The organism is Hymenobacter segetis, assembly GCF_038448715.1.
GTDB lineage: Bacteria > Bacteroidota > Bacteroidia > Cytophagales > Hymenobacteraceae > Hymenobacter > Hymenobacter segetis.
On the sequence record NZ_JBCEVZ010000037.1, the window covers coordinates 18,599 to 45,186 of the forward strand.

Sequence of the window (26,588 nt, forward strand, 5' to 3'; positions counted from 1 at the left end):
ACGGTTTTTTCTGGGTGAACGGAATGGGCGACTTAGGCGCGGCCGGCACGCAACGAATCGCGGATTTCGGCCAGCAGGAGTTGCTCTTTAGTGGGGGCGGGCTCGGCGGCTACCACTACTTCGGCGGGCCGTTTGAAGCGGTTGGCGAGCTTAACCACCCAGAAAATGACGAAGGCAATGATGAGGAAGTAGATGATGGCATTGATGAAGTTGCCGTAGGCAATAGTGGCAGCTTTGGCATCCTGGGCGGCTTTTAGGGTGTCGTAGTGCTTGCCATCGAGGGTGAAAAACTTCTCGTTGAAGTCGATGCCGCTGGTGAACACGCTGAGAATGGGCATGATGATGTCGTCGGTGAGCGAGGACACGATTTTGCCGAATGCGCCGCCGATGATGACGCCGACCGCCAGGTCGAGCACATTGCCTTTGGAGATGAACTCCTTGAATTCGGAAACAAAGCCCATTGTAGTAAGAGGTTAGGTGTGAAAAAAGAGTAGGGTATGGCGCTAAAGCTACTTATTTAAATTCAAATAGCTATACCTGATTGCCGATGCAAAGCTGGCTTGTTTTGGCTTAGGTGGGCAGATGGTTTCGTTGGGGCGGGATGCTGGGGCGGCGAACCGGGGTATTAACCCGACCGGCACGGGGCGGCGCGTGTCCTATCTTTGGCGCTGCCAACCGCATTTCGGGGCTTCCTCTCTGCTTATGTCTGCTTCTTTCGAAAACCTGCTTTACGACCTGGACGCCGCCAGCGGCATCCTCACCATCACCATCAACCGGCCCACCAAGCTCAATGCGCTGAACGCGGCCACGATAGCCGACATCGACGCGGCCGTGCAGCAGGCGCTGGCCGAGCCGCAGGTGCGCGGCATTATCCTGACGGGCAGCGGCGAGAAGGCCTTCGTGGCCGGCGCGGATATCGCGGAGCTGGCGGCCCTCACGCCGGAGCGGGCCGGCCGGGCCTCGCTGGCGGGACAAGAGGCATTTGCCCGCATCGAAGCCAGTACCAAGCCGGTGGTAGCAGCCGTGAACGGCTTCGCGCTGGGCGGTGGCTGCGAGTTGGCCATGGCCTGCCACATGCGCGTGGCTTCGGACAATGCCCGTTTTGGGCAGCCGGAAGTGAACCTGGGCCTGCCGCCCGGCTACGGCGGCACCCAGCGCCTGCCGCAGCTTATCGGTAAGGGCAAGGCCATTGAGCTGCTGCTAACGGCCGATATGGTGAAAGCCGACGAAGCCCTGCGCCTCGGCTTGGTGAACCATGTGGTGCCGCAGGCGGAGCTACTGCCGTTCTGCACGCAGCTGCTGAACAAGATTCTGGGCAAGGCCCCGCTGGCTGTGGGCTTGGTGCTGGACTGCGTGAACGCGCACTACACCAAAGGCGCCGATGGCTACGAAACCGAAGCCCGGGCATTTGAGCGGGCGTTTGAGAGCGAGGATTTCAAGGAAGGCACCACGGCTTTTGTGGAGAAGCGGCCGGCGGTGTTCACCGGGAAATAATGTTGAGGATTGTCATTGCGGGCGCAATGCAGTGGAGCGCGGCAATTCGTCCTGTTTTCAGCGACCAGCTTTCTTGCTGTGACAACTCCCTTTAACTGCTGGCACCGCGTCGTATTTGTTTTATAGAGGCTGGTGCTTATCACAATTCAGGGCTTATCACATTGGAAGGACGGATTGCCGCGCTCCACTGCGTTTTGCTCGCAATGACAATATGAGTGCAATTGCCAAAAGATTAGCCTCGCAAACGGCCGTGTATGGCGTGAGCAGCATTGTGGGCCGGGTGCTCACGTATTTGCTGGTGCCGATATACACGGCGGCGTTTTCGGCGGCGGAGTACGGGGTGGTGACGGGGCTGTACGCCTACGTGTCGTTTCTGAACGTGGTGTTTACCTACGGCATGGAAACCACGTTTTTCCGCTTCGCCAACCGGGCGGGTGCTGACCGCAAGGAGCTGTACGACCGGGTGCTGAGCCTGCTATTTGTGAGCACGGCCGGCCTCACGGTGCTGCTGATGCTGCTGGCGCGCCCGCTGCTGAGCCTGTTGGAAATACCGCCTGGGCACGAGCAATACGCGGTGTGGGTGGCCCTGATTCTGGGGCTGGATGCGCTGACGGCCATCCCGTTTGCCCGGTTGCGGCTGGAGAACAAGGCGCGCAAGTTTGCCGGTATCAAGCTGGCCGGCATCATCGCCAACGTGGCGCTGAACCTGTTTTTCATCGTGCTCTGCCCGGCGGTGATGAGCGGCAAATGGCTGACCTTTTTGCAGCCGCTGGTGGCGCGGGTGTACGACCCCACGGTGGGCGTGGGCTATGTTTTCTTATCGAACCTCTTTGCCAGCGGCCTTACGCTGCTGCTGCTGTGGCGCGAGCTGCTGGATTTCCGCTTTCGGCTGAATCTATCGTTGCTGCAGCCGCTGCTGGGCTATGCTTTCCCGCTGATGCTGATGGGGCTGGCCGGCATGGTGAACGAGACGCTGGACCGCATTCTGCTGCCCAAGTGGCTGCCCGATAATTTCTATCCCGGCCAGAGCAGCCTCACGGCAGTGGGTATTTATGGGGCGTGCTATAAGCTGAGCATCTTCATGTCGCTGGTCATTCAGGCGTTCCGCTACGCGGCCGAGCCGTTCTTCTTCGCTCAAAGCACGGAGAGGAACTCGCCGGCCACGTTTGCCATGATATTGAAGTGGTTTACGCTGTGCTGCGCGGTAATTTTCGTGGGAATTAGCCTGAATGTGGAGGATTTCGGGCGGCTGTTTCTGCGGCGGCCGGAGTATTTGCAGGGGCTGGTGGTGGTGCCCATTCTGCTGCTGGCTAATCTGTTTCTGGGCGTTTATTACAACCTGTCGGTATGGTTTAAGCTCACCGATAAGACGTATTACGGCACCTACATCGGGGCGGGCGGGGCGGTACTTACTATTGCCCTCAACTTCGTGCTGATTCCGCTGCTGGGCTACCTGGGCTCGGCCATTGCCACGCTGGCCTGTTATTTCATGATGGCGGTGTTGTGCTGGCGTCTGGGCGAGCGGCATTTCCCGGTGCCGTATCCGGCGGTGCGGCTGGGGCTGTGGCTGGTATTTGCCTCGGGGCTGGTGGCACTAGGCTGGTGGGTGCAACCGGCGGGCTGGTGGGTGCGTCACGCCTGGCACGCGGGCCTCACGGTGGCCTTCCTGCTGGCGCTGTACGCGGTGGAGCGGCCCCGCCCGGCATTGAATGTTGCCAAAGTGTAATGCGGTTGGGATAGTATAGGCCTGCTTCTATCTTTGCCCGTTCCCTTATTACTGCCCATGCACATTCCCGTTATCAACCACTCGGGCCACCCCTTGCCCGAATACCAGACACCCCACGCCGCCGGCCTCGACCTGCGCGCTCACCTAGCCGATGGACCCGTCACGCTCGGGCCGCTGGAACGCCAGCTTATCCCTACCGGCCTAAGCCTGGAAATACCCGTAGGCTACGAAGCGCAGGTGCGACCACGCAGCGGGCTGGCTGTGAAGCACGGCATCGGTATTGTGAACAGTCCGGGAACGATTGATGCCGACTACCGAGGCGAAATCCGGGTGCTGCTCGTGAATTTATCCAACGAGCCTTTCGTGGTGAATGACGGCGAACGCATTGCCCAGCTGATAGTTGCCAAACACGAAACCATTGCCTGGCAGCCCGTTGAGGCGCTGAGCGCAACCCAACGCGGCGCGGGCGGGTATGGAAGCACGGGCAAGCAGTAACCAGCTTGCAAAAACAGCCGAATGCCGTGCCGGCTGGCATCCGCGCATTTGAAGCATCTTACCGCAGCGCTAACTCCGGCAAGTAAATTATTTGCTCGACACCTATGCTGCGACTGTGCCCGGCATGACGTTCTTTTACCAATAATTACTAGGATAAATCACCAACCAACCACATGAAAATCATCGTCCCGATGGCCGGCATGGGCAAACGCATGCGCCCCCACACCCTCACCGTTCCCAAGCCGCTCATTCCCATTGCGGGCAAGCCCATTGTGCAGCGCCTCGTGGAGGACATTGCCAAGGTCTGCGGTGAGCCGGTGGACGAGGTGGCCTTCATCATTGGCCGCTTCGGGGCGGAGGTGGAGAAAAACCTAGTGAAGATTGCCGAGTCGGTGGGGGCGAAGGGTACCATTGTGTATCAGGACGAGCCGCTGGGCACGGCCCACGCCATTCTGTGCGCCAAAGAATCGCTAACTGGCCCGGTGGTGGTGGCTTTTGCCGATACCTTGTTTAAAGCCGATTTCACGCTGGATTCCAGTGTGCCCGGCACCATCTGGGTGCAGAAAGTGGACGACCCCAAGCCCTTCGGCGTGGTGAAACTGAATGAGCAGGGCCAGATTACAGAGTTTGTGGAGAAGCCGCAGGAGTTCGTGTCAGACTTGGCCATCATCGGCATCTACTACTTCCAGGACGGCGAGTATTTGCGTAGCGAACTGCAATACCTGCTCGACAACGACATCAAGGACAAGGGCGAGTACCAGCTCACCAATGCCTTGGAAAACATGAAGAACAAGGGCACCGTTTTCGTACCCGGCCGCGTGACCGAGTGGCTCGACTGCGGCAATAAGGACGCCACGGTGTTCACCAACCAGCGCTACTTGGAGTATTTGAAGGAGCGCGGCGAGTCGCTGGTAGCTGAGTCGGCCAAAATCACCAACTCTGTTATCATCGAGCCGGTGTACATCGGCGAGGGCGCTATCATTACTGATTCGGTGGTGGGGCCGCACGTTTCGCTGGGTGCCAGCGCCAACGTGCGCGACTCGCGTCTGTCGAATTCCATCGTGCAGCAGTCGGCCTCGGTGCTGAACGCGGTTATCACCAATTCGATGATTGGCAACTTCGCCACCGTGACCGGCACGCCCGATGACCTGAGCCTCGGCGATTATAACCAGCTACGGGTGTGACATTTTAAGTCCGAAATGCGTTACCACGACGCGGCCTTCTCCCGGGGGCCGCGTCGTTGGCTTTTATTCCCCGTAATTTCGTGGGCCGGGCCTCAGGTCCGGTTTTCTTGTATATGCGTCAAGTTGTTCTGAGTCTGCTGGTTTGGGTGGGGCTGACGGCCCCGGGATACGCACAGGCCCCGTCGGGCACGCCTGAGCCGCCGGCCAAGCTGAGCCGCAAGGAGCAGCGCGTGCTGGAAAAAGAACAACGCGAGCTGGAGAAGCGCGTGGCCGAACTCCGCGCCAAGCGCGCCCTGATGCCGGGCCTGTCGGAGCGGGAGAAGGAGCAGAGCGAGGCCCTGTTTGTGGACGGCGTGAAGTACGTGATGCTGGAGGACTACCCCAAAGGCCTCGAAAACCTACTGAAAGCCTACTCGCTGCGCCCCGACAACGCGGCCATCAACTACAAGATTGCCGAAGCCAGCCTGCTGAGCGGCAACCTGCGCGACGCCACCAACTACGCCGAAGCCGCCACCCGCCTCGACCCGCAAAATGCCTATTATTACCTATTGTTAGCCCAAGCGCAGGCCAGCCAGAAGCAGTATGAGGCGGCCACCAAAACCTACGCCACGCTCATCAAGCAGGTACCCAACTCGGGCAGCTACCTGTTCAATCTGGCCGACCTCTACCTGGCCCAGAACCACCTGCCCGAGGCCCTGACCACGCTGGACCAGGCCGAAAAAGAGTTTGGCCAGGTCGACGAGATTTCCTTCAAGAAGCAGCAGATTTACCTCAAGCAGAACAAGCTGGACCTGGCGTTGGCTGAGGGCGAAAAGCTCATCAAGGCCAACCCGACCGAGGCGCGCTACGTGCTGGCCCAAGCCGAGATGTACGCCAGCAACAACCGCCTGCCCGATGCCGTGCGCGTGACCCAACAGGCCCTGCGCCTCGACCCCGACAACCCCCAAGCCCACCTGATACTGTCGGAAGTGTACCGCCAGCAGAAGCAGGATGCCGATGCCGACCAGCAGCTCCGCCAGGCTTTTGCCAGCCCCGCGCTGGACATTGATGCCCGGGTGCGCATTCTGGTGGGCTACATCAAGCAACTGCCCAGCCCCAAGGAACCGACCAACCAGCTGGTGCGCGACCTCGCGGCGGCCACCGTCAAAAGCTACCCCAAGGATGCCAAGGCCTACGCCATTTCCGGTGATGTGCAGACCCTGACCGACCACAAAAAGGACGCCCGCAACACCTACCTGCAAGCCCTGCGCTACGACAATTCCAAGTTCCAGGTGTGGCAGCAGGTGGTGCTGATTGATGCCGAGCTGAACCAGACCGATTCGCTGCTCGTGCACTCGGGCCGGGCGCTGGAGTTATTTCCCAACCAGTCGTCGCTGTGGTTTTATAACGGTGTGGCTTACCTGCTGAAAAAGCAGCCTCAGAAAGGCGTGAAAGCCTTGGAGCACGGCCGCAAGCTGGTGGTGAACAACGCGCCGTTGCTGGGCCAGTTCGATGCCCAGCTGGGCGATGCTTACCACGAGCTGCACGAGTACGAAAAGTCGGATTCGGCTTATGAATCAGCTTTGGTGAGCGACCCGGATAATGTGCAGGTGCTGAACAATTACAGCTATTTCCTGTCGTTACGGGGCGAAAAGCTAGACAAGGCCAAACAGATGTCGGGCAAAGTCGTGAAGCAATTCCCTGACAACGACACCTATCTGGATACGTATGCGTGGGTGCTTTACAAGCAAAAAGATTACGCCGGGGCAAAAACTGCCCTGGAAAAAGCGCTGCAAACCAGCAAAGACGGCTCCATCATCGAGCACTACGGCGACGTATTGTTCCAGCTCGGCGAGAAGGACAAAGCCGTGGTGGAATGGCAGCGGGCTCATAAAATCGGAGGAACGTCCGACCTGCTGGAGCGGAAATTGAAAGACCATAAACTGTATGAATAAAGTCACGCTACTGCTGGCCCTGGGGCTGCTGGGCAGCTGCGCCCGCAAGGCCGTACCCACTACCACGTCGGCAGCCGGGCCGGGCACCTCTACCCCCATGATGGAGCCCGCTCTGCCTTCGGTGAAGGCCACCAATACTACCTTCATCTTTCTGAATGCCAAGGCGAAAGCCCAGATTAACATGAAGGGCAACAAGCAGGGAGCCAACCTCTCGTTGCGGATGCGCCGCGACAGCATCATCTGGGTGTCGGCGGGTTTGGCGGGTATTGAGGGCGTGCGCGCCGTGCTCACGCATGATTCGGTGCGGGTGATGAACCGGCTGGATAAAACCTACTTCTCGGGCGGCTACGACTACCTCAGCAAGCTGCTGAATGTGCCCGTGAGCTTTGCCCAGATGCAGGCCCTGCTACTCGGCGACTACCTGCCCGCCCCCACCGGCACCAAGCCCACCGTGGCCACCGAAGAAGCTGGCCGCCAGCGTGTGAGCTACCCCCTGGCCGATGTGCTGGTAGAACGCCTGCTGCAAGCCGGCACCGGCCGCGTGCAGCAGCTCAAAATGAGCGACGAAGCCACCAAACGCAACCTCACCGTCGATTACACCGATTTCCAGCCGCTGGATGAGCCGGCGGGTCTGCCTTTTGCGCATGCCACTTTCATTCAGGCGCAACAGCCGGCGGCGGGCGTGGTCACGGCAGCCATCAATTACAATAAGGTGAACACTGGCCGCGAGCGGCTGACGTTTCCGTTTGCCGTGCCCAAGGGCTTTCGGCGCATTAAGTAGCCGGGCCGCAAGCGCGGTGGCGCGAAACTGATTCGGGCCAACAATTAACAACCACTCACCCGATTACCTTTGCCCCGCCATAGTAGTGGCGGGTTTTGAATGGCGCACGTTGAATAAGCAGGTAGTACAGGCTGAGAAAGCACTCGTTTCGGAAGTAAAAGCTGGCGCGATGGCCATTCGTGGCCGGTGGTGGCTATTCGCCCTGCTGGGCCTGCTGCTGGCGGGGCCCGTGGGTGCGCAGCACCGCAAGCCCAAACAACCCGCCAAGCCGGTGCGGCAGCCGGCAAAGTCAGCCCGGAGCATCAAGCAGCCCACCCGTACCCGCACAAAGGCTACCACCAGTACCCGGCCGGCCCGTGCCAAAAGCAAAGAGCAGCTGGAGCGCGAGCGCCAGAACAACCTGCGCCAGATTCAGCAAACCAGCCAGGCGCTGAACCAAACCCAGGAAAAGAAAAAGGTGAGTCTGGGCCAGCTTCACGTCATCACCGAAAAGCTGACCGAGAAAAAGCAGGTTATTCAGGGGATTTCGACCCAGCTGCACGGCATCGAAACCAACGTGCACCAGACGGCGAAGCAGGTTATTCAGACCCAGCAGACCCTGGCCCAGCTGAAGGCGGAATATGCCCGTCTGCTTTATACGGCTTCAAAAACGTCGAATGGCTTCAACCGGCTGATGTTTTTGTTTGCATCGGAGTCGTTCAACCAGTTTGCGCTGCGGCTGCGCTACATCCGGCAATACACCGAGGAGCGGCAGCGGCAGGCGGCCCGCATCATGGGCACGCAATACCGGCTGCATCAGGAGCTTTCGGGCCTCACCAAGCAGCAGCAGCGCAAAAGCAGCCTGCTGAACAGCCAGCTGAGTGAGAATAAAAACCTGCTCACCCTCAAATCGAAAGAAGACGAGATGGTGCAGCAGCTCAGCCAGCAGGAGCAGGGCCTGCGCCAGGAGCTGGAGGAGCGCCGCCAGGCCGTCAACCGCCTCGATAACCTGATTGCCGAGCGGGTGCGCGAAGAAATAGCCCGTGCCGCTCGTGCCGCCCGCCTGGCCGCCCGCCGCGAAGCCGCTGTGGCCGCCGCCCGCGATGCCCGCGCCGCTCGTGCTGCCCGCAACAACGCCAGCGCCAGCCCCGCCCGCACCCGTCGCAACGAAGAAGCCACCACTGCAGAAACCAGCTCCGACGCGAACAACGACACGGCCAACCCGGAAATGGACGCGCCCGAAACGGCCGCCGAAGCTGCCGCCGACCGCCGCGCCGTGCGCATTGCCCTCACGCCCGAAACTGCGCAGTTGTCGTCTTCTTTTTCGGGCAACCGGGGCCGACTGCCCTGGCCCGTGAGCCGAGGCTTTATCAGCCAGCACTTTGGCCGGCATCCCCACCCGGTGCTGAAAAACGTGACCGTCGAAAACCGGGGCGTGGACATCCAGACCGGGGCCGGCGAGGCCGTGCGCGCCTGCTTCGATGGTAAGGTGCAGACCGTGACCAATATCGCGGGCATGAACACCATTGTGATGATTCAGCACGGCGACTTCTTCACGGTGTATGCCAAGCTGCGCTCCGTAAGCGTGAGCGTGGGCCAGCGCGTGAGTGCCCGCGACGTTATCGGCACGGTGGCGACGGATGCCGAGGGCACGTCCGAAGTGCAGTTTCAGGTATGGCACAACTCGTCCAACCTCAACCCGGAATCCTGGCTGGGTCACCGCTAGGCGCTGGGGCTGATATGAGCTCTTGCGGTAGGGAATAACAGCCCTGCCGGACCAAGTCAGCCTAAAAATAAAAAAACCCGCTCCAAAGGTGCGGGTCTTTCTGAGCTATGAAAACAAACTTAGCTGTCGGCAGCGGCGGCTACTAGCCTGCTGCAACCGATAACCGTATCAAAGATGCAGGGCGGGGCTACCTATTAGCTGAGCAATTCGGTGAAGGGAGCCATTAGCGCGGCGAACGTCAGCTTTGCCGGGTCTGGAGTAATTGTAGCCCCCGCCAGCTTCTAAACCAAGGTGAGCCGATTGAGCAACCCGGCTTTGTATGAGCTGCCGATGGGCACGCGCATGGGCGTCCGGGTGGGGCCGGTATTCGAGCTGCCGTCGAGCAGGGCCGCGTCGGCCTCAATGGCCACGATGCGGTCGAGCCGCACGATGTACTTGCGGTGAATGCGGGCGAAATCGCGGCCGGGCAGCTTGGCTTCGAAGTCCTTCATGGTGCCGTACACGGTGAGGCGCTCGCGGGTGGTGTGCAGGTTCACGTAGTCGCCGAGGGCCTCCACGTACTGCAAATCGGCGGTGGCCACGCGCACCAGGCGCTGGTCCTGCTTCACGAAGATTTCGGCCCGGCCGTTGGTAAATAGCGAGTCGCCGGTGCTGTTGGCCATGCGCAGCACGCCTTCCAGCTTCTGGCGCTCGTCTTCGAGCTGGGTGCGCACGCGGCGTAGCTCCATGTGGGCCATCACCTGGCGGGCCAGCACGCGCAGGGCCTCGCGCTGGTCGGAGGTGAGCTGCCGGGGCACGGTATCAAGGGCGCACAGGGTGCCCAGGGGCTGGCCATCGGGCGAGAGCAGGGGCGCGCCGGCGTAGAAGCGGATATTGGGCGTGCCCGTTACCAGCGGGTTATCGGCAAACCGGGGGTCGAGGGCCGCATCAGGCACCTCGTATACATCAGGAGCGCGCATGGCGTACTGGCAAAAGGCGTGTTCGCGGGGCGTTTGCTTGGCTTCGAGGCCCACGCGGGCTTTAAACCACTGCCGCTCGCCATCAATCAGCGAAACCAGCGACATGGGCGTGCCGCAGATAAAAGCCGACAGCTGCGCCAAATCATTGAATACCTGCTCCGGGTCGGTATCGAGGATATTATAGCTATAGAGCGTTTCCAGACGTTCGGGCTCGTTTACCTGTCGCAGGGGAAGGGTGGCGGAATTCGTGGTCTTGGATGATTTCACAACTGATTGGATTAGGGAAGAGCTGCCGTAACTCATTCGAAATGAGAAAGCACGGATGAACGGAACAACAAAGCTAATGGGTTGGGACAAGTAAGCAGCGGCGATGTCGTCCAACCGTAATGCTTGCCCGTTGAACCCCGGTGAATTGTCCGTCGAAGGCGCGCTTCATCATCTAAACAGCTCTATCGGGTATCTTTGATACTCCAAAAGGCGCTCGGCTGCGTATATCCTCTTTTCTCACCCAATATTGGGCCCAAGTGCCCCCCTCTCCATGCTTCATTCCCTGTTTCTGATTGGTAGCTTCGGGACAACCGAAATGCTGCTTATTTTATTCGTAGTTATTCTGTTATTTGGAGCCAAGCGTATTCCGGAGCTGTTCCGGGGCATGGGTCAGGGCGTACGCGAGTTCAAAGACGCCAGCACCAAGCCCGAAGACCAGCAGCCGCAGTACCGCGACCAGCCAGCCCCGCCCTACCAGCAGCAATATCCCCAGCAGGGCTATCCCCAGCAGGGACCTCCCGCCCAGGGCTATCCGCAGCAGGGTTATCCCCAGCAAGGCGGCTACCCCCAGCAGCCGCAGCATAACACGTATGCGCAGCCGGGCCAGCCGGGCTACCAGCAGCCCGCCCCGCCGGCCTACAACCCCAACGACCCTAACCAGCAGCTCGGCTAAGCCGCTGCCCGGTTCTTTATTTATCCCGTTTCAACGCTAGTTAGAAATCATGCAAACCCCACTCATCCTATTTCTGGGCGATATCGGCGGCTCGGAGCTGATGCTGATAATGGTTGTTATCCTCATTTTCTTTGGGGCGAATAAAATTCCGGAGCTGGCCCGGGGCCTGGGCAAAGGCATCCGCGAGTTCAAGGATGCCAGCACCGAAATCCGCCGCGAGTTTGAGCAGGCCGGCCAGCCCGGGCAGCCCAACTACAACCAGCAGCCCAACCCCAATTACGCCCCCCAGAACCAGTACCCCGCGCCCCTGCCGCAGGCTCCCGTAGCTCCAGTGGCGGAGCCCGGCTCCGGTTTCGACCCGTGGGCTACACCCGCTGCTGCGGCCGTCACCACGACTCACTCCGAGCACACCAGCTACCCCACGGCCGATGCGCCGTACGTAGCTCCCGCGTTGCCGCCCAACCTGGCCCCCGAAGGTACCCAGCCCCGGCAGCCTTACATTCCCGCCAATCCCGACGCTTAATTCCAGAATCGGTCACCTAAAATCTGCAAATAGTTTGAAGCGTTTTCAGTCTTTATCCGAAGTTCGTAGCGAGCTGACGGCGGGCACCACGTCCTGCCGCCAGCTCGTTGAGTATTACCTGGGCAACATCGAGCGCCAGAATTCCACCCTCAACGCCTTCCTGGAAGTGTGGCCCGACGAGGCCCGCGCCCAGGCCGACGCCGTGGATGCCAAACTGGCCGCCGGCACCGCCGGTCCGCTCGCCGGCATGGTCATCGGCATCAAGGATGTACTGGCCTACGCCGGCCACTCGCTGCAAAGCAGCAGCCTGATGCTGGATGGCTTCAAGTCGCTCTACACCGGTACGGCCGTGCAGCGCCTGCTCGATGCCGATGCCATCATCATCGGCCGCCAGAACTGCGACGAGTTTGCCATGGGCGGCTCAAACGAAACCTCGTATTTCGGCCCGGCCCGCAACGCCGTGGACCCCAGCCGCGTGCCCGGTGGCTCGTCGGGCGGCTCGGCGGTGGCCGTACAGTCTGATATGTGCCTGGCTTCAATTGGCTCCGACACGGGTGGCTCGGTGCGCCAGCCGGCCGCGTTTTGCGGCGTAGTAGGCTTTAAGCCGACCTACTCGCGCATCTCGCGCTACGGCTTGGTAGCCTTTGCGTCGTCGTTCGACCAGATTGGCCCCATCACCCGCTCCGTGGCCGATGCCGCGCTGCTGACCGAAATAATGGCCGGCCCCGATGGCATGGACAGCACCGCCAGCCAGCGCGAAGTGCCCGCCTACAGCCAGCAGCTCACGCCTGCCGCCCACTACCGCATCGGCTACATCGCCGATGCCGTGAACAGCGAGGGCCTGAACCCCGAAATCAAGGCGGCCATGGAAACCCAGCTCGACTTGCTGCGCGGCCAGGGCCACGTAGTTGAGGCGGTGGATTTCCCCTACCTCGATTTCATGATTCCGACTTACTACATCCTCACCACCGCCGAAGCCAGCTCCAACCTGGGCCGCTTCGATGGCGTGAAATACGGCTACCGTGCCCCGGATGCTACGGATTTGGAGTCGCTCTACAAAAAGAGCCGCGCCCAGGGCTTCGGGGCCGAAGTGCAGCGCCGCATCCTGCTTGGCACCTTCGTGCTGAGCGCCAATTATTACGATGCTTATTACACTAAAGCCCAGCGTGTTCGTCGTCTGATTAAGGACAAAACCGACGAGTTGCTGCGCCAGTACGATTTCCTGGTATTGCCCACCACGCCCACCACGGCCTTCAAAATCGGCGAGAAGCAGGACCCGGTTTCCATGTACCTGGCCGACATTTTCACGGTTCAAGCCTCTTTAGCCGGCGTGCCCGCCATTTCGGTGCCGGTAGGGGAGGACTCCACGGGCTTGCCCATTGGCTTGCAGATAATGGCAGGTTCCTTCCGCGAGGCCGAGCTGCTGGCCTTTGCCAGCGCCATTACCGAGGAAGTGGTGGCTTAAAACCTGTTAGTAAGAAGCTGGCCAGTACGTTGCACGCTGGTAATTGCGAATGCCCCGGTCCATTGGCTGGGGCATTTTTGCTGATAGGCCATCCTGAAAGCGCTTAGCTGCGTATCAGGATTTTTTTGCCGGCATCTCTACAAGTTCTTTACCTATCGCCTATCTTAGTGCTATGAAGCAAGGGATTAAGCACGTAAAATTCTCCCGCCCCCGCCCTTTATGGCTGGGGTTGGTGCTGCCTTTTCTGTTGTTGCAGGGCACCGCTGCCAAGGCCCAGCAGGGAACGCAGCGCGATTCGACGGGCCGGGTAATTTCCACAATGCCAGCACTGTTGGGCGATACCGTGCGGGTGCGCTTGGAGCTGCAGCCCGATTCGCTGGTAGCCGTGCCTGTGACGCCCGGCGTCATCGACTCGGCCCGGCTGGAGTGGCTACGCACCCCGCCCACCATGCGCGACTTGGTGTGCGACCGCGTGGGCTGCTTCGAAACCGAAGCCCCGCACCAGTTCAACAACTCGGTGATGGCCTACGTTACCCTGTTCACAGCCCGCAACCGCAGCTACATGCAGCGCGTGCTGGAACGCGAGAACCTGTACTTCCCGATTTTCGAGAAATACCTGGCGCAGTACAACCTGCCCATCGACCTGAAATACCTGGCCGTGGTGGAGTCGGCCCTGATTCCCACCGCTAAATCTCCGGTAGGTGCCACCGGGCTCTGGCAGTTCATGGGGCCCACGGCCGGCGACCTGCGCCTGAAGCGCGACGAGTGGATTGACGAGCGCATGGCGCCCGAAAAAGCCACCGAAGCGGCTTGCAAGCACCTGCGCTACCTCTACGGCGTGTTCCATGACTGGGAACTGGTGCTGGCCGCCTACAACTGGGGCGCGGGTAGTGTGCAGCGCGTGATGCGCCGCACCGGCAAAAAAACCTTCTGGGACCTGTACCCCTACATGCCAGCCGAAACGCGCAACTACGTGCCCACCTTCACGGCCATCATGTACAGCATGAAGTACGCGGAGGCCCACGGCCTGCGCACGCCCACGCTGCGCTACCAGTATGCCGAGCCGATGGATACGCTCAGCCTGCGCGGCCGGGCCTTCGACCTGCGCCGCCTAAGCCAGGCCTGTGGCTACGAGGATTCATTGTATCTCACGCGCTTCAACCCGGAGCTGCGGCGGGCGGCATTGCCGGCCGGCTACCGGCCCTACGTCGTGCGGTTTCCGGCGGCGGCGGCCGTGCATTTTGGCGATGCCGACCGCAATACGCTGCTCGACTATTGCCAGCCGGCCACCGAGTTGCCCCGTCCGCTAGCCTTCCTGCCGCCACGGCTCGAAGGCGTGGAGCCGTGGGTGAACCGCTCGCTGCTGGCCGTCACTACTGGTCCGCGCGCCGATGCTGCTGAAACTGCCCCGCGTTTCCGTCGCGTCCCTCATAAAGTGAAGCGTGGTGAAACCCTGGCCAGTCTGGCCGAGCGGTTTGAAGTAAGCCAGACCCAGCTGCGCCGCTGGAATGAGCTGCCCAAAGGCCGGCCACTGAAGCCAGGCCGCGAGCTGGTGGTATTCGTGCCAATGCCAACGGCAGCCCCCGGCAAGGCGGTAGAAACGGTAGTAATACCTACCGTCGCGCTGGCTCCCGCCGCCCGCGTGCGCCCAACGGTATCGGATGAGGAAGCTGCCGCCCGCCGCGAGCAGGCTGCGGCCAATGCCCGCGAAGTAGCGCGGCTGCAAGACATAATTCGGCAGGAGAAAATGCAGGATGTACGTCTGGCTGCCATTAAGCAGCGGCAGGCTGTGCAGCAGGCGGCTGCCGAGGCACAGGCCCGGATTACGGCCCGCCGCCTCGCGCAGACGCAAGCTGCCGAAACCAAGCGCAACGAAGCCAAAACCGCGGTTGCAACTGTAGCGCCAGAGGCTGAAGAGGCTGATGATTCTACCCCAGTGGCCGTAGCCCAAACCGGCCCTTATACTGTGCGCAAAGGCGATAACCTCACCAAGCTGGCCCGTGAGCATGATTTGACGGTTGCCCAGCTAATGACTTGGAATAAAATGAATTCGGAGGCGGTAGTGCCGGGCCAGCGGCTGGTGTTCCGCGCTCCGGCTAATGAAGAAGAAACACGCGAAACTCCGCGCAAAGCTGCCAAGCCAGCCGCTTCAAGCATTGCTGCCACCAAGCAAGCCAAGTTGGAAAACCGGCTGGAAACGCCGAAAGTCCATTTGGTGCAGCCCGGCGACACGCTGTTCAACATATCGCGCCGTTTTGGGGTGAGCGTGCAGACCCTGCGCGAACTCAACCACCTGGCTTCGGATGAGGTGAAGCTGGGCCAGAAGCTGCTGGTGCCGCAGGGGTAAAGTAGCGTCGCTGGCATTAAATTAAAAAGTAAACCCGGCCTTGCTGCGCTTTTCGCGGTAATTTCGCCTTAGACGGCCGCGCTGCCCGCGCGGCCGTTTTCATGTCTGAAGAATTCCCGATGCTCAAAATAAACAAGCAAGACGCCCTCAACTACCACTCGCAGGAGCCCGCCGGCAAGCTCGAAGTGGTGCCGACCAAACCCATGAGCACCCAGCTCGACCTCGCCCTGGCCTACTCGCCCGGCGTGGCCGAGCCCTGCAAAGCCATTGCCGAAAACCCCGACGACGTGTACAAATACACCGCCAAGGGCAACCTGGTGGCCGTGATTTCGAACGGCACGGCGGTGTTGGGCCTGGGCAACATCGGCCCGGCGGCCAGCAAGCCGGTAATGGAAGGAAAGGGCGTGCTGTTCAAGAAGTTCGCGGGAATCGACTGCTTTGATATTGAGATTGATGCCACCGACCCCGACGAGTTTATTCGCATCGTGAAGTCGCTGGAGCCCACATTTGGTGGCATCAACCTGGAGGACATCAAGGCACCGGAGTGTTTTCGCATCGAAACCGAGTTGCGGGAGAAGATGAACATCCCGCTGATGCATGACGACCAGCACGGCACGGCCATCATTACTTCGGCTGCGCTGCTGAATGCGCTCGAAATCGTGGGCAAGAAGATTGGCGAAGTGAAGCTCGTGGTGAGCGGGGCGGGCGCGGCAGCCGTATCGTGCCTGCGTTTGTACCTGGCGCTGGGCCTGAATAAGGACAACGTGGTGGTGTTCGATAAGGACGGCGTCATCAATGCCCAGCGTACCAATCTGGACCCCATTCAGATGCAGTTTGCCACCAGCCGCGCCGTGACCACGCTGGAAGAGGCCATGACCGGGGCCGACGTGTTCCTGGGCCTTTCGGCGGCCAATGTGCTGCCCGCCGGCCTGCTGCTACTGATGGCCGGCAACCCCATCGTTTTCGCCCTGGCCAACCCCGACCCCGAGGTGAGCTACCAGCTGGCCATGGCCACCCGCGACGACCTCGTGATGGCCACCGGCCGCTCCGACCACCCCAACCAGGTGAACAACGTGCTGGGCTTCCCCTACATTTTCCGGGGCGCGCTGGACGTGCGCGCCACCGAAATCAACGAAGCCATGAAGCTGGCCGCCGTGCGTGCCCTGGCCGAACTGAGCAAGGAGCCCGTGCCCGAGATGGTGAACAAGGCCTACGGCGATAATACGTTGGCCTTTGGTCGTAATTACCTCATCCCCAAGCCACTCGACCCGCGCCTGATTACCAGCATCAGCCCTGCCGTGGCGAAGGCTGCGATGGAAAGCGGTGTGGCCCGCCTGCCCATCACCGACTGGCACGCTTACGAGGACCAGCTCCGCGCCCGCCTCGGCGTGAACCAGAAGCTGATGAACCGCATCACCTCGGCGGCCCGCGCCAACCCCAAGCGTGTGGTGTTTGCGGAGGCTGATAACTACAAGATTCTGAAAGCCGCTCAGATTCTGCAGGATGAGGGCGTTTGCTTTCCCATTCTGCTGGGGCCGCAGGAAAAAATCGAAGCCATTGCCCGCGAAAACAGCCTCGACCTCGACGGCTGCGAAATCATCAACATTCTGAAGCAGGACGCCAAGCGCGACGAATACGCCAATATCCTGTACCAGAAGCGCCAGCGGCGTGGCATGACGCTCTACGAAGGCCGCCGCCTGATGCGTGAGCGCAACTACTACGCCGCTATGATGGTGGAAACCGGCGAAGCCGACGCCTGCATCACCGGCCTTACGAAGGACTACGGCAAAAGCATTATCCCCTCGCTGCAAGTCATTGGTACCGAGGACGGGGTGAAGCGCGTGTCGTCGATGTACATCATTCAGCACAAGAAAGGCCCGTACTTCTTTGCCGATACCACGGTGAATATCAACCCGACGGCCGAGGAGATGGTGGAGATTATCGGCCTCACGGCCCGCGCCGTGCGCTTCTTCGATGCGGTGCCGCGCGTGGCCGTTATCAGCTATTCCAACTTTGGCTCGAACTCCGGGCCGCTGCCCGAAAAAACCCGCCGCGCCACCGAATTGGCCAAAGCCCGTTTCCCGGACCTGCTGATTGACGGCGAGATGCAGGCCAACGTGGCCCTGAGCCCCGCCCTGCTTCAGGAGCACTACGGCTTTTCGCCGCTGGCTGAGAAAGGCGCTAATACGCTGATTTTTCCCAATGTGGAGTCGGGCAACATTGCTTACAAGGTATTGCAGGAAATCAGCGGCACGGAAGTAATCGGGCCGGTGCTGATGGGCATGCGCAAGCCGGTGCACATTCTACAGCTTGGGGCCAGCGTGCGCGACATCCTGAACATGGCCGCCATTGCGGTGGTGGATGCCCAAACCGGCAGCCGGGCGCTGTAGGTTCGGCAACTGAAGGAACGTCATGCTGAGCGTAGCCGAAGCATCGCGCGTGCCATAGTAACTCAATCGATTGGTTTACTATGGCACGCGCGATGCTTCGGCTACGCTCAGCATGACGTTCTTTTTTTATTTCTTCATCCTCACATCTTCTTCATTTGACCCAATATTTTTGGCCGAAAAGCCAGTAAATTTGGGAGATAAAAACCGGGGACTGGTGTTGCCTAAGTAACATCCTGTTCCCTCTCTTTTCTTCCTTTCGCCGGCTTATGATTGCCTACCTCGACGGTAAACTCGCTTACAAAGACGCCACCCTCGCCATTGTCGACATCCTCGGCATCGGCTACGAAGTTCGGATTTCGCTGGCCACCTACTCCAAGCTCCCGGCCGAGGGTGCGGCCACCAAAATCTACACCTACCAACACATCAAGGAAGATGGGCAGACGCTCTATGGCTTCCTCGACCCCAGTGAGAAGGCGCTGTTCATGCTCCTGATTTCGGTATCGGGCATCGGGCCGGGCACGGGCATTGTGATGGTGAGCAGCATGAGTGTGGGCGAAATCCGCGAGGCCATCGTGAGCGAAAACGTGCGCGCCATCCAGAGCATCAAGGGCGTGGGGCCGAAAACCGCTCAGCGCGTGATTCTGGAGCTTAAAGACAAGCTGCGCAAAGACGAGCTGCTGGCCAAAGCCGGCGTGGACACCGTGCCGCTGGCCCGCCAACACAATACGCGCCGCGCCGAAGCGTTGCAGGCCCTGGTGACCCTCGGCTTTGCGCGGGCCGCTGCCGAGAAACAGCTGGACCAGATTCAGCACAAGCACGGCGGGGAGCTAAGCGTGGAGGAATTGATTAAATTTGCTTTGAAGTCGCACTGAGTCGTGACGCGGGTTTTTAGCCTGCGTCGTTGCACGGGTTGCCTCAGCTGGCTTGCTATTGTATTTGAAATGCCGTGCCTGACGCGGGCCATCTGGCCGGCGTCATTATCCACCTATCCTGCTTGAAATCCGGACAGAAATTACTCCCCGCGTCGGTTGTTATGGTTGCGTCGTTGCTGGCATGGTGGGCTCAGGCCGCACCTATTGCCGGCCCGCGAGCAGCCAGCATGTGGCTACGCGCCAGCCGGGCCCTGGCCTCCGATACGCCCCGGCCCATCCGGGCGGTGGCGGATACCACGGGGCCGTACAAGCCGAGCCGCCGGCCCCGGGTGCGGGCGCACGACCGGCCAGGTAGCCCGTTCGGGCCGCACCGCCGCGAGTCGCCGCTGGTGCTGCCCTTGCCGAAGAACGTAAAACTGAACGTTGCGGTTGACGACAGCCTGAAACAATTCGACGTTAAGGAGACGGTGGGCAAAGATGTCGACTACCGCGACCCCAGCGTACTGAGCTACAAGCAGTATACGGAATTCCAACGCCGTCAGGCCATTAGCGACTATTACCGGCAGAAGGCCAAGGGCGGCATTACGGGCCCGGCGGCGGCACCCGGCACAGCGCAGGCCCAGCGGCTGATTCCGAAAATTTACATGGGGCCGATTGCCAACCGGATTTTCGGGGGCAGCTACGTGGATATTCGGCCGGCGGGCTCGGTCACGCTCAAGTTTGGGGCGCGGTTTAATAAGAACGAAAACCCGGCCCTGACCCTGCGCCAACAGAGCGTGGGCGACTTTTTGTTTGAGCAGAACATCAACGTCAACCTGTCGGGGGCCATCGGCACCAAGCTCAAGCTGGTGTTCAACTACGACACCAAGGCCGCGTTCGACTTCGACAACCAGATGAAGTTCGACTACGCGGGCGAGGAAACGGACATTATCCGCAAGGTGGATTTGGGCAACGTGAGCCTGCCGCTCACCAACTCGCTGGTGCAGGGCGGGCAGAACCTGTTCGGCATCAAGACCCAGATGCAGTTTGGCAAGCTGGGCGTGACGGCTGTGGCCGCCACCGTGCGCGGTACCGCCGATGAGGTGCGCATCCAGAACGGCGCCCAGAGCCGGCAGTACGAAATCAAATCCAGCCAATACGAGAAGGACCGGCACTTTTTCCTGGCCCAGTTCTTCCGCGACCGGTACGACCAAGCCCTGCGCAGCCTGCCCACCATCCAGAGCCAGATTACCATCAACCGGCTGGAGGTGTATGTGACCAACGACAACCGCACCACCGAAAACCTGCGCAACGTGGTGACGTTGATGGACTTGGGGGAGCCGTTTCGGCTGTATCAGGCTCAGAAGTACCGTATTGGCAACCCAACCATTCAGGCCCCGGCCAACAACGCAGCCAACAGCGAGTTCGCCAAGCTGACCAGCCCCGGAGCGACGCGCGACAACATTGCGGTCGACGATTTTTTGCAAAACCCGGCCAATCAAGGCCTGACCAAGAACGTAGACTTTGAGCGCGTGCGGGCCCGCAAGCTCGATACCCGCGAGTACACCTTCAATGCCCAGCTGGGCTATCTGAGCCTGAACACCGCCCTGCTGCCCGACCAGGTGCTGGGCGTGAGCTTCGAATACATCTACAACGGCAAGACCTACAAGGTGGGCGAGCTGTCGGGCGACTACAACAACGTGACGCCCGACCAGGTCATCTTCCTCAAGATGCTGAAGGCCAGCAACCCCGGCGTGGGCATTGCCGACCCTAGCAAGAACCCGGACAACCCCAACTTGCTCACGCTGAACACGCCGACCTGGGATTTGATGATGAAAAACATCTATCCCCTGAACGCCTCGCAGCTGCAGCGCGACAACTTCCAGCTGCAAATTATCTACAAGGACGATGCGACGGGCGTGGACTTGATTTCGCTGAAGGAAGGGGCCCAGGTGACCAACCGGCCGCTGGTGGAGGTGCTTAACCTCGACCACGTTAACTCCAACAACGACAAGATTCCGGACGGCAACTTCGATTACTTCCCGGGCATCACGATTGATCCCGAGCTGGGCAAGATTATTTTCCCGAACGTGCAGCCGTTCGGCTCTTTCCTGCAAAGCAAGTTTGCGGGCGAGCAGCCGCTGATTGACAAGTACGTTTACAACGAGCTGTACAACCAGACCCAGAGTGATGCCCAGCAGCGGCAGGAAAAGGACAAGTTTTTCCTGCGCGGGCGCTTTCAGGGCGGGGCATCTTCGGATGAGATTAACCTGCCCGGCATTGGCATTGCGCAGGGGTCGGTGCGGGTGCGCTCGGGTTCGACGCTGCTCACGGAGGGCACCGACTACCAAGTGTTCTACGACCAGGCCAAGGTGAAAATCCTGAACCCAGCCTATCTGAATTCGGCCAATGAACTGCGGGTAGAATTCGAGAAAAACGCCTTGGTGCAGGTGCAGCCGCGCAAGCTGCTGGGCGTGCGTCTGGATTATCGGCTGAACAAGGACGTGACCATCGGCGGCACGGCCCTGCACTTGCTGGAAAACCAGGCCCCGGGTATCAACCGCGTGAACATTGGCGACGAGCCGGGCAACAACACTATCATCGGTCTCGACGGCAGTATTCGCAAGGACAGCCGGGTGCTGACCAAATACCTCGACATGCTGCCCTTCGTGTCGACGAAGGAGATTTCGACCATTGCCTTCAGCGGGGAGTTTGCCAAGCTGCTGCCGGGCCGCTCGCAGCTGGGCAACGGTGAGAATGGCGTGTCGTACATCGACGACTTTGAGAATGCCCGCACGCCTTATACGCTGGGCGGGCTGGCGTCCATTCCGGCGTGGCGGCTGGCTTCGACGCCGCTACCCATTAAGAACAGCTCGGTGGGTGGGTTGGCCTACAACTATCAGCGCGCCAAGCTGGCCTGGTACACCGTGGACCAGAGCTACTACACCGGCGGCAGCAGCGTGCCGGGCAACATCGGGGCCAGCGACCTGCTGAACCACTATACCCGTGGCATCAAGCGCGACGAGGTGTTTCCGAACAAGGACCTGGGCTCAACCGGCAACGGCTTCGAATACAGCTTCGACCTGGCCTATTTTCCCAGCGAACGCGGCCCCTACAACTACAACCCCAACATAGACAACAACGGCAAGAAGTTCACGAATGGCGAGCGGCCCGAGGACAAGTTTGCCGGCGTCAGCCGGGCCATCACCTTCGATACCGATTTTGACAACGCCAACATCGAGTACATGGAGTTCTGGATGATGGACCCCTTCCTGAAAATCACCAACCCCAACGCCCCGGCTGCCCGCGTAAACATCACCGACCAGGACGGTAACGACGCACCTACTACCATCGGCGGCGACTTCGTTATCAACCTGGGCAACGTGAGTGAGGACGTGCTGAAGGACGGCAACCAGCACGAGTTCGAGAACGGCCTGCCCGTGACCAACGACGCGCAGGATGTGAAGGACAACACCAACAACACGGTGTGGGGCCGCGTGACGCGCCAGCAGTTCCTGACCGATGCCTTCAACGCGGCCCCCGGCGCGCGCACGGCCCAGGACGTGGGCCTCGACGGGCTGAGCGACGACAACGAGAAGAATTATTTCAGCAACTACCCGTCCGCGCTGGGCACGGTGGCCCCGGTGTACGGCACGCTGCCCGACCCCTCGGGCGACGACTTCCGCCACCACCTCGACCCGAGCTACGACCAGAACAACACCAAAATACTGGGGCGCTACAAGAACTATGACGGCTACGACGGCAACTCGCCCGAAAACAGCCAGCTCAGCTCCACCGCTTTCCCCGACAAAGAAGACCTGAACCGCGACAACGTGGTGCAGGACGTGGAGCGCTACTACGAGTACAAGATGTCGTTGCGGCCGGGCAACCTGAACGTGGGCTCGAACTACATCATCGACAACGTGAAGAACAACGTGAACGGTGAGGAGGTGAACTGGTACCTGTTCCGCATTCCGATTCGCGAAGGCTACAAGGTACAGGGCAACGGCGGCAAGGACTTCGGCTTCAAGTCCATCCGCTTCCTGCGCATGTACATGACGGGCTGGTCGCAACCCGTGGTGCTGCGCCTGGTGCAGCCGCAGTTTGTGGCCAACCAGTGGCGCCGCTTTCTGTACCCCATCGTGGATTCGCGCCAGGGCAACACCTTGCCTAACCCCAGCCTCACCGATGCCGACGCTTTCAACATCTCGACGGTGAGCGTGGAGGAAAACGGCGTGGCTGTGGGCGTTACGGGTAAGATTCCCTACGTGTCGCCGCCCGGCATTCTGCGCGACAAGGAGTATGGCAGCAGCAGCACCTCGCGCCTGCAAAACGAGCAGAGCCTGCGCCTGGCCGTGGTGAACCTGCGCGACGGCTACGCCAAAGCCGCCTACAAGAACATCACCATCAACATGCTGCGCTACAAGCGCCTGCGCATGTTCCTGCACGGCGATTCGGACGACCCCACCACCCTCAGCGGCGACGTGCAGGCCTTCCTGCGCATCGGCACCGACTACAGCCAGAACTACTACCAGTACTCGCTGCCGCTGAAGCTCACGGCCGCCGGCGACCAGTCGGCCGACGGCGTGTGGCCCGTGGAAAACCGCATCGACGTGTCGTTTCAGGATTTCATTGATGCCAAAGCCAAACGCAACCAGCAGCCCAATGTCAACCTCCAGATTCCCTTCACGGTAACTCTGGACAACGGCGCGACCATCACGGTGCTGGGCAACCCCGACTTTTCGGCGGTGCAGGGCGTGATGCTGGGCATTCTGAACCCGAAGGACCCCAGCACGGCAGAAAAAACCGTGAACCTGTGGGCCGATGAGTTCCGCGTGTTCGACTTTGAGCAGCAGGCCGGCTACGCCGCCACCGCCCGTCTCAACGTGAAGCTGGCCGACGTGGCCAACGTGACGGCCACGGGCAGTTTCACCAGCGTAGGCTTCGGCGGCTTGCAGGATAAGGTGCAGCAGCGCTCCGTGGACGACGTGTTCCGCGGCGACCTGAACACCACCGTGGCCGTGGAGAAATTCCTGCCCCCGCAGCTGAACCTGCGCCTGCCGGTGCTGCTCCAGGTGGGCCGCGAAAGCCGCTCGCCCCTCTACGACCCCCTCGACCCCGACACCAAGCTGGAGCAAAGCCTCCAGAAATTCAAGAACACCGACGGCAGCATCAACGCATCGGCCCAGGCGGCGTACCGCAATAAGGTCATCGACCAGACCACCAGCCGCAGCATCTCGGTGCTGAACGTGCGCAAGGAGCGCGCCCTGCCCAAACCCGGTGCCCTGCCCGCCAAGCCCAAGCCCTGGGACATCGAGAACGTGGCCCTGAGCTATTCGATTACCGACCGCCTGCACTCCGACATCCGCACCGACCGCGACTACACCAAGGCCTACACCGCCGCCGTGGCCTACGTGTACCAGACCACGCCCAAGAACTACACCCCGCTGGCCAACTTCAAGGCGCTGGACAACCCGTACCTGAAGATTTTCCAGCAAATCAACTTCACCCCGTTGCCCTCGCGCTTCTCGTTCCGCACCGACCTCGACCGGCGCTACAACGAGCGGTTCCTGCAGCGCGTGCTGAACCCCGGCGAAGTGCCCAGCACGGCTGGTATCGCGCCCGTGGTGCAAAAATCCTTCTTCATCAGCCGCATCTACGACCTGAAATGGGACCTGACCAAGAGCCTGATTTTCGACTACACCGCCACCAACCGGGGCGTGATTGACGAAGGCTCCGGCCGCACCATTGGGGTGAGTGCGCGGGCCGACAGCAACCGCACGCAGCTCCAGCGCAACCTGCTGCGCGGCGGCCGCACCGTCAATTTCAACCAGACGGCCGCGCTCACCTACCGGCTGCCGCTCGATAAATTCCCGCTCACCGACTGGCTGAGTGCCGATACCCGCTACGCCGCCACCTACAGCTGGCAGGCCGCCGCCCAAGGCCAGCGCGCCCTCAAAAACCCCACCAGCGCCACCGATACGTCGAGCTACCAGGTCAATATCGGCAACACGATTCAGAACAATGCCGAAATCAGTGCCAATGGTAAAATCGACCTGGTGAAGCTCTACAACAAGGTCAAGTTCCTGAATATCATCAACAACGCGCCGCCGCCCCAGGGCCGGCCTGCGGCCATGCGGGCCAACATCGGCGAAGCCAACGCGCCCAACCGGCCCGCGCCGGCCGCCGATACCACCCGCGAAAAATTGCGCTTCGTGAAAGCCGTGCTGCGCTCGCTGATGACGGCCCGCTCCATCAACTTCACCTTCACCCGCTCCAACGGCACGCTGCTGCCCGGCTACTTGCCCAAGACCAAAGCGTTTGGCTTCGATGAAACCTTCACGGCTCCCGGCCTGCCCTTCATCCTGGGCGAGCAGCCGGGCCTGCAAACCCTCTACAACCGGGCCAGCAGCAACGGCTGGTATACCCGGGAAAGCGAGTTCCTGAACACGCCGCTGAGCTCGTTGCTCACACAGAGCTTTACCCTGCGCACGGCCCTGGAGCCGTTCCGCGACTTCAATATTCAGGTGGATGCGCGCCAGCAAAAGGTGCAGAACCTTGATGCCTATTACCGTCGCACCATTGACGAGCAGACGCTGAAGGCAATAGACAACGCGCCCATCGTGCCCCAGACGCTGGGTTCGGGTTCGTTCCAGACATCTACTATCACCATCAATACCCTGTTCGGCGACCTCAGCGCCAATGGCGAAACGTCGGCGGCTTTCGAGCAGTTTGTCAAAAACCGGCGCACTGTGCGCAACAAGCTGGCCCTGGCCAACCAAAGCCCCGGCGCCACCTACGGCTACAACTCGCAGGACGTGCTGGTGCAGAGCTTCATCGATGCCTACCACGGCCGCTCGTCGGACGGCTACCAGGCCAAAGAGTTCAGCCCCTTCGCCATGATACCGCTGCCCAACTGGCGCGTCGACTACAACGGCTTCGCCCAGCTGCCGCTTATCAAGCAGTATTTCAGCTCGTTCACGCTGAACCACGCCTACTCGTCCATCTACAGCATCGGCAGTTACACCACCAACAACATCTACTCGGCTGAGCCCACCTTCGGCTCGCCGGGCCTCCCGCCGACTAATCCCTTCCAGCCGAATGCCAGCCTTCAGTACCAGCCCTACTACGTGGTGGGCCAAGTGAGCATCGTGGAAACGCTGGCCCCGCTCATCGGCGTCAACTTCCAGACCGTGAGCAAGGTAACCGGCCGCATCGAGTACCGCACCAACCGCACCGTGGCCCTGAACATCACCAACGCCCAGGTTACCGAGCTGTCGACCAAGGAGTTTGTGATTGGTTTCGGCTACGCCACCAACAGCCTCAAGCTGCCCTTCAAAGTGGGCGGCGAGCAGCGCGTGCTGAAAAACAACCTCACCGCCCGCCTCGACCTGAGCATCCGCGACAACATCACCATCCAGCGCAGCATCATCGACTCGGTAGACCCTGATGTTGCCACGCCTACCATACGCGAATCGGTGGGCCGCGCCCAGGGCCAGATTACCAACGGCTCGAAAACCTTCCAGCTGCGTCCAACCATCGACTATCTGCTCAACACCCGCCTCAACCTGCAGTTCTACTACAGCCAGACCATCACCACGCCGCGCATCAGCAACGCCTTCCGCAACTCCAATACCGAAGGCGGTATTCAGCTGCGCTACAGCCTGACGCAGTAGTAATTATGGATTGCGAGTTATGAATTATGAGTTGGGAAATGGAGAATTATGGAACGGAGAAGTTTGCCGGTTCTACTTTTGACGTATCACCGCCGTTGGTCACTCATCTCGGCCAACC

16 protein-coding genes are annotated in these 26,588 nt (G+C 60.6%); 14 read left to right on the forward strand and 2 right to left on the reverse strand.

Features of this window, described 5'->3' with window-relative positions:
• Window positions 1-32 precede the first annotated feature (32 nt).
• Window positions 33-461, reverse strand: coding sequence for a large conductance mechanosensitive channel protein MscL (mscL, locus tag AAFH49_RS14595; protein ID WP_342299272.1), 429 nt, complete (start codon window positions 459-461; stop codon window positions 33-35).
• A gap of 241 nt (window positions 462-702) precedes the next feature.
• Here mscL and AAFH49_RS14600 point away from each other — a divergent pair, with 241 nt between their 5' ends.
• The 7 genes from AAFH49_RS14600 (at window position 703) to AAFH49_RS14630 (ending at window position 9,319) form a co-directional block, all read left to right on the forward strand.
• Window positions 703-1,494, forward strand: coding sequence for an enoyl-CoA hydratase/isomerase family protein (locus tag AAFH49_RS14600; protein WP_342299273.1), 792 nt, complete (start codon window positions 703-705; stop codon window positions 1,492-1,494).
• A gap of 211 nt (window positions 1,495-1,705) precedes the next feature.
• Complete coding sequence (locus AAFH49_RS14605; RefSeq protein ID WP_342299275.1) at window positions 1,706-3,220, forward strand: lipopolysaccharide biosynthesis protein; 1,515 nt, start codon at window positions 1,706-1,708, stop codon at window positions 3,218-3,220.
• 57 nt (window positions 3,221-3,277) lie between these two features.
• Window positions 3,278-3,715, forward strand: a complete 438-nt coding sequence (dut, locus tag AAFH49_RS14610) for a dUTP diphosphatase (RefSeq protein WP_342299277.1) — start codon at window positions 3,278-3,280, stop codon at window positions 3,713-3,715.
• A 173-nt stretch (window positions 3,716-3,888) separates the two neighbouring features.
• A complete protein-coding gene (locus AAFH49_RS14615) occupies window positions 3,889-4,899 on the forward strand; it encodes a sugar phosphate nucleotidyltransferase (protein ID WP_342299279.1) in 1,011 nt (336 codons plus the stop codon).
• Window positions 4,900-5,012: 113 nt separating this feature from the next.
• Window positions 5,013-6,833 (forward strand): tetratricopeptide repeat protein, encoded by a 1,821-nt coding sequence (locus tag AAFH49_RS14620; RefSeq protein ID WP_342299281.1) that lies wholly within the window; start codon window positions 5,013-5,015, stop codon window positions 6,831-6,833.
• A complete protein-coding gene (gene lolB1, locus AAFH49_RS14625; RefSeq protein ID WP_342299284.1) occupies window positions 6,826-7,614 on the forward strand; it encodes a lipoprotein insertase outer membrane protein LolB1 in 789 nt (262 codons plus the stop codon). The genes AAFH49_RS14620 and lolB1 overlap by 8 nt, the downstream gene beginning before the upstream one ends.
• A 169-nt stretch (window positions 7,615-7,783) precedes the next feature.
• A complete protein-coding gene (locus tag AAFH49_RS14630; RefSeq protein WP_342299286.1) occupies window positions 7,784-9,319 on the forward strand; it encodes a murein hydrolase activator EnvC family protein in 1,536 nt (511 codons plus the stop codon).
• A gap of 281 nt (window positions 9,320-9,600) precedes the next feature.
• Here the strand turns inward: AAFH49_RS14630 and AAFH49_RS14635 are convergent, their stop codons facing one another.
• Window positions 9,601-10,545, reverse strand: a complete 945-nt coding sequence (locus AAFH49_RS14635; RefSeq protein WP_342299288.1) for a GAF domain-containing DNA-binding protein — start codon at window positions 10,543-10,545, stop codon at window positions 9,601-9,603.
• A 271-nt stretch (window positions 10,546-10,816) separates the two neighbouring features.
• On the opposite strand from AAFH49_RS14635, the gene AAFH49_RS14640 reads away from it, so the two are divergent.
• The 7 genes from AAFH49_RS14640 (at window position 10,817) to sov (ending at window position 26,470) form a co-directional block, all read left to right on the forward strand.
• On the forward strand, window positions 10,817-11,218 hold the full coding sequence (locus AAFH49_RS14640; RefSeq protein ID WP_342299290.1) for a Sec-independent protein translocase subunit TatA/TatB: 402 nt from the start codon (window positions 10,817-10,819) through the stop codon (window positions 11,216-11,218).
• Window positions 11,219-11,267: 49 nt separating this feature from the next.
• Window positions 11,268-11,741 carry a Sec-independent protein translocase subunit TatA/TatB gene (locus AAFH49_RS14645; protein ID WP_342299291.1) on the forward strand — a complete coding sequence of 158 codons (474 nt, stop codon included), beginning with the start codon at window positions 11,268-11,270 and terminating at the stop codon, window positions 11,739-11,741.
• Between the two features lie 34 nt (window positions 11,742-11,775).
• Window positions 11,776-13,206, forward strand: a complete 1,431-nt coding sequence (gene gatA / locus AAFH49_RS14650) for an Asp-tRNA(Asn)/Glu-tRNA(Gln) amidotransferase subunit GatA (RefSeq protein WP_342299292.1) — start codon at window positions 11,776-11,778, stop codon at window positions 13,204-13,206.
• 172 nt (window positions 13,207-13,378) lie between these two features.
• Window positions 13,379-15,553: a LysM peptidoglycan-binding domain-containing protein gene (locus AAFH49_RS14655; protein ID WP_342299294.1), complete on the forward strand. Its 2,175-nt coding sequence runs from the start codon at window positions 13,379-13,381 to the stop codon at window positions 15,551-15,553.
• A gap of 119 nt (window positions 15,554-15,672) precedes the next feature.
• Window positions 15,673-17,943, forward strand: a complete 2,271-nt coding sequence (locus tag AAFH49_RS14660) for an NADP-dependent malic enzyme (RefSeq protein WP_342299306.1) — start codon at window positions 15,673-15,675, stop codon at window positions 17,941-17,943.
• 266 nt (window positions 17,944-18,209) lie between these two features.
• Window positions 18,210-18,815: a Holliday junction branch migration protein RuvA gene (gene ruvA / locus AAFH49_RS14665; protein ID WP_342299295.1), complete on the forward strand. Its 606-nt coding sequence runs from the start codon at window positions 18,210-18,212 to the stop codon at window positions 18,813-18,815.
• A 227-nt stretch (window positions 18,816-19,042) separates the two neighbouring features.
• Entirely contained in the window at window positions 19,043-26,470 is a 7,428-nt protein-coding gene (gene sov, locus AAFH49_RS14670) for a T9SS outer membrane translocon Sov/SprA (RefSeq protein WP_342299296.1), read from the forward strand.
• The last annotated feature ends 118 nt before the right edge of the window (window positions 26,471-26,588 follow it).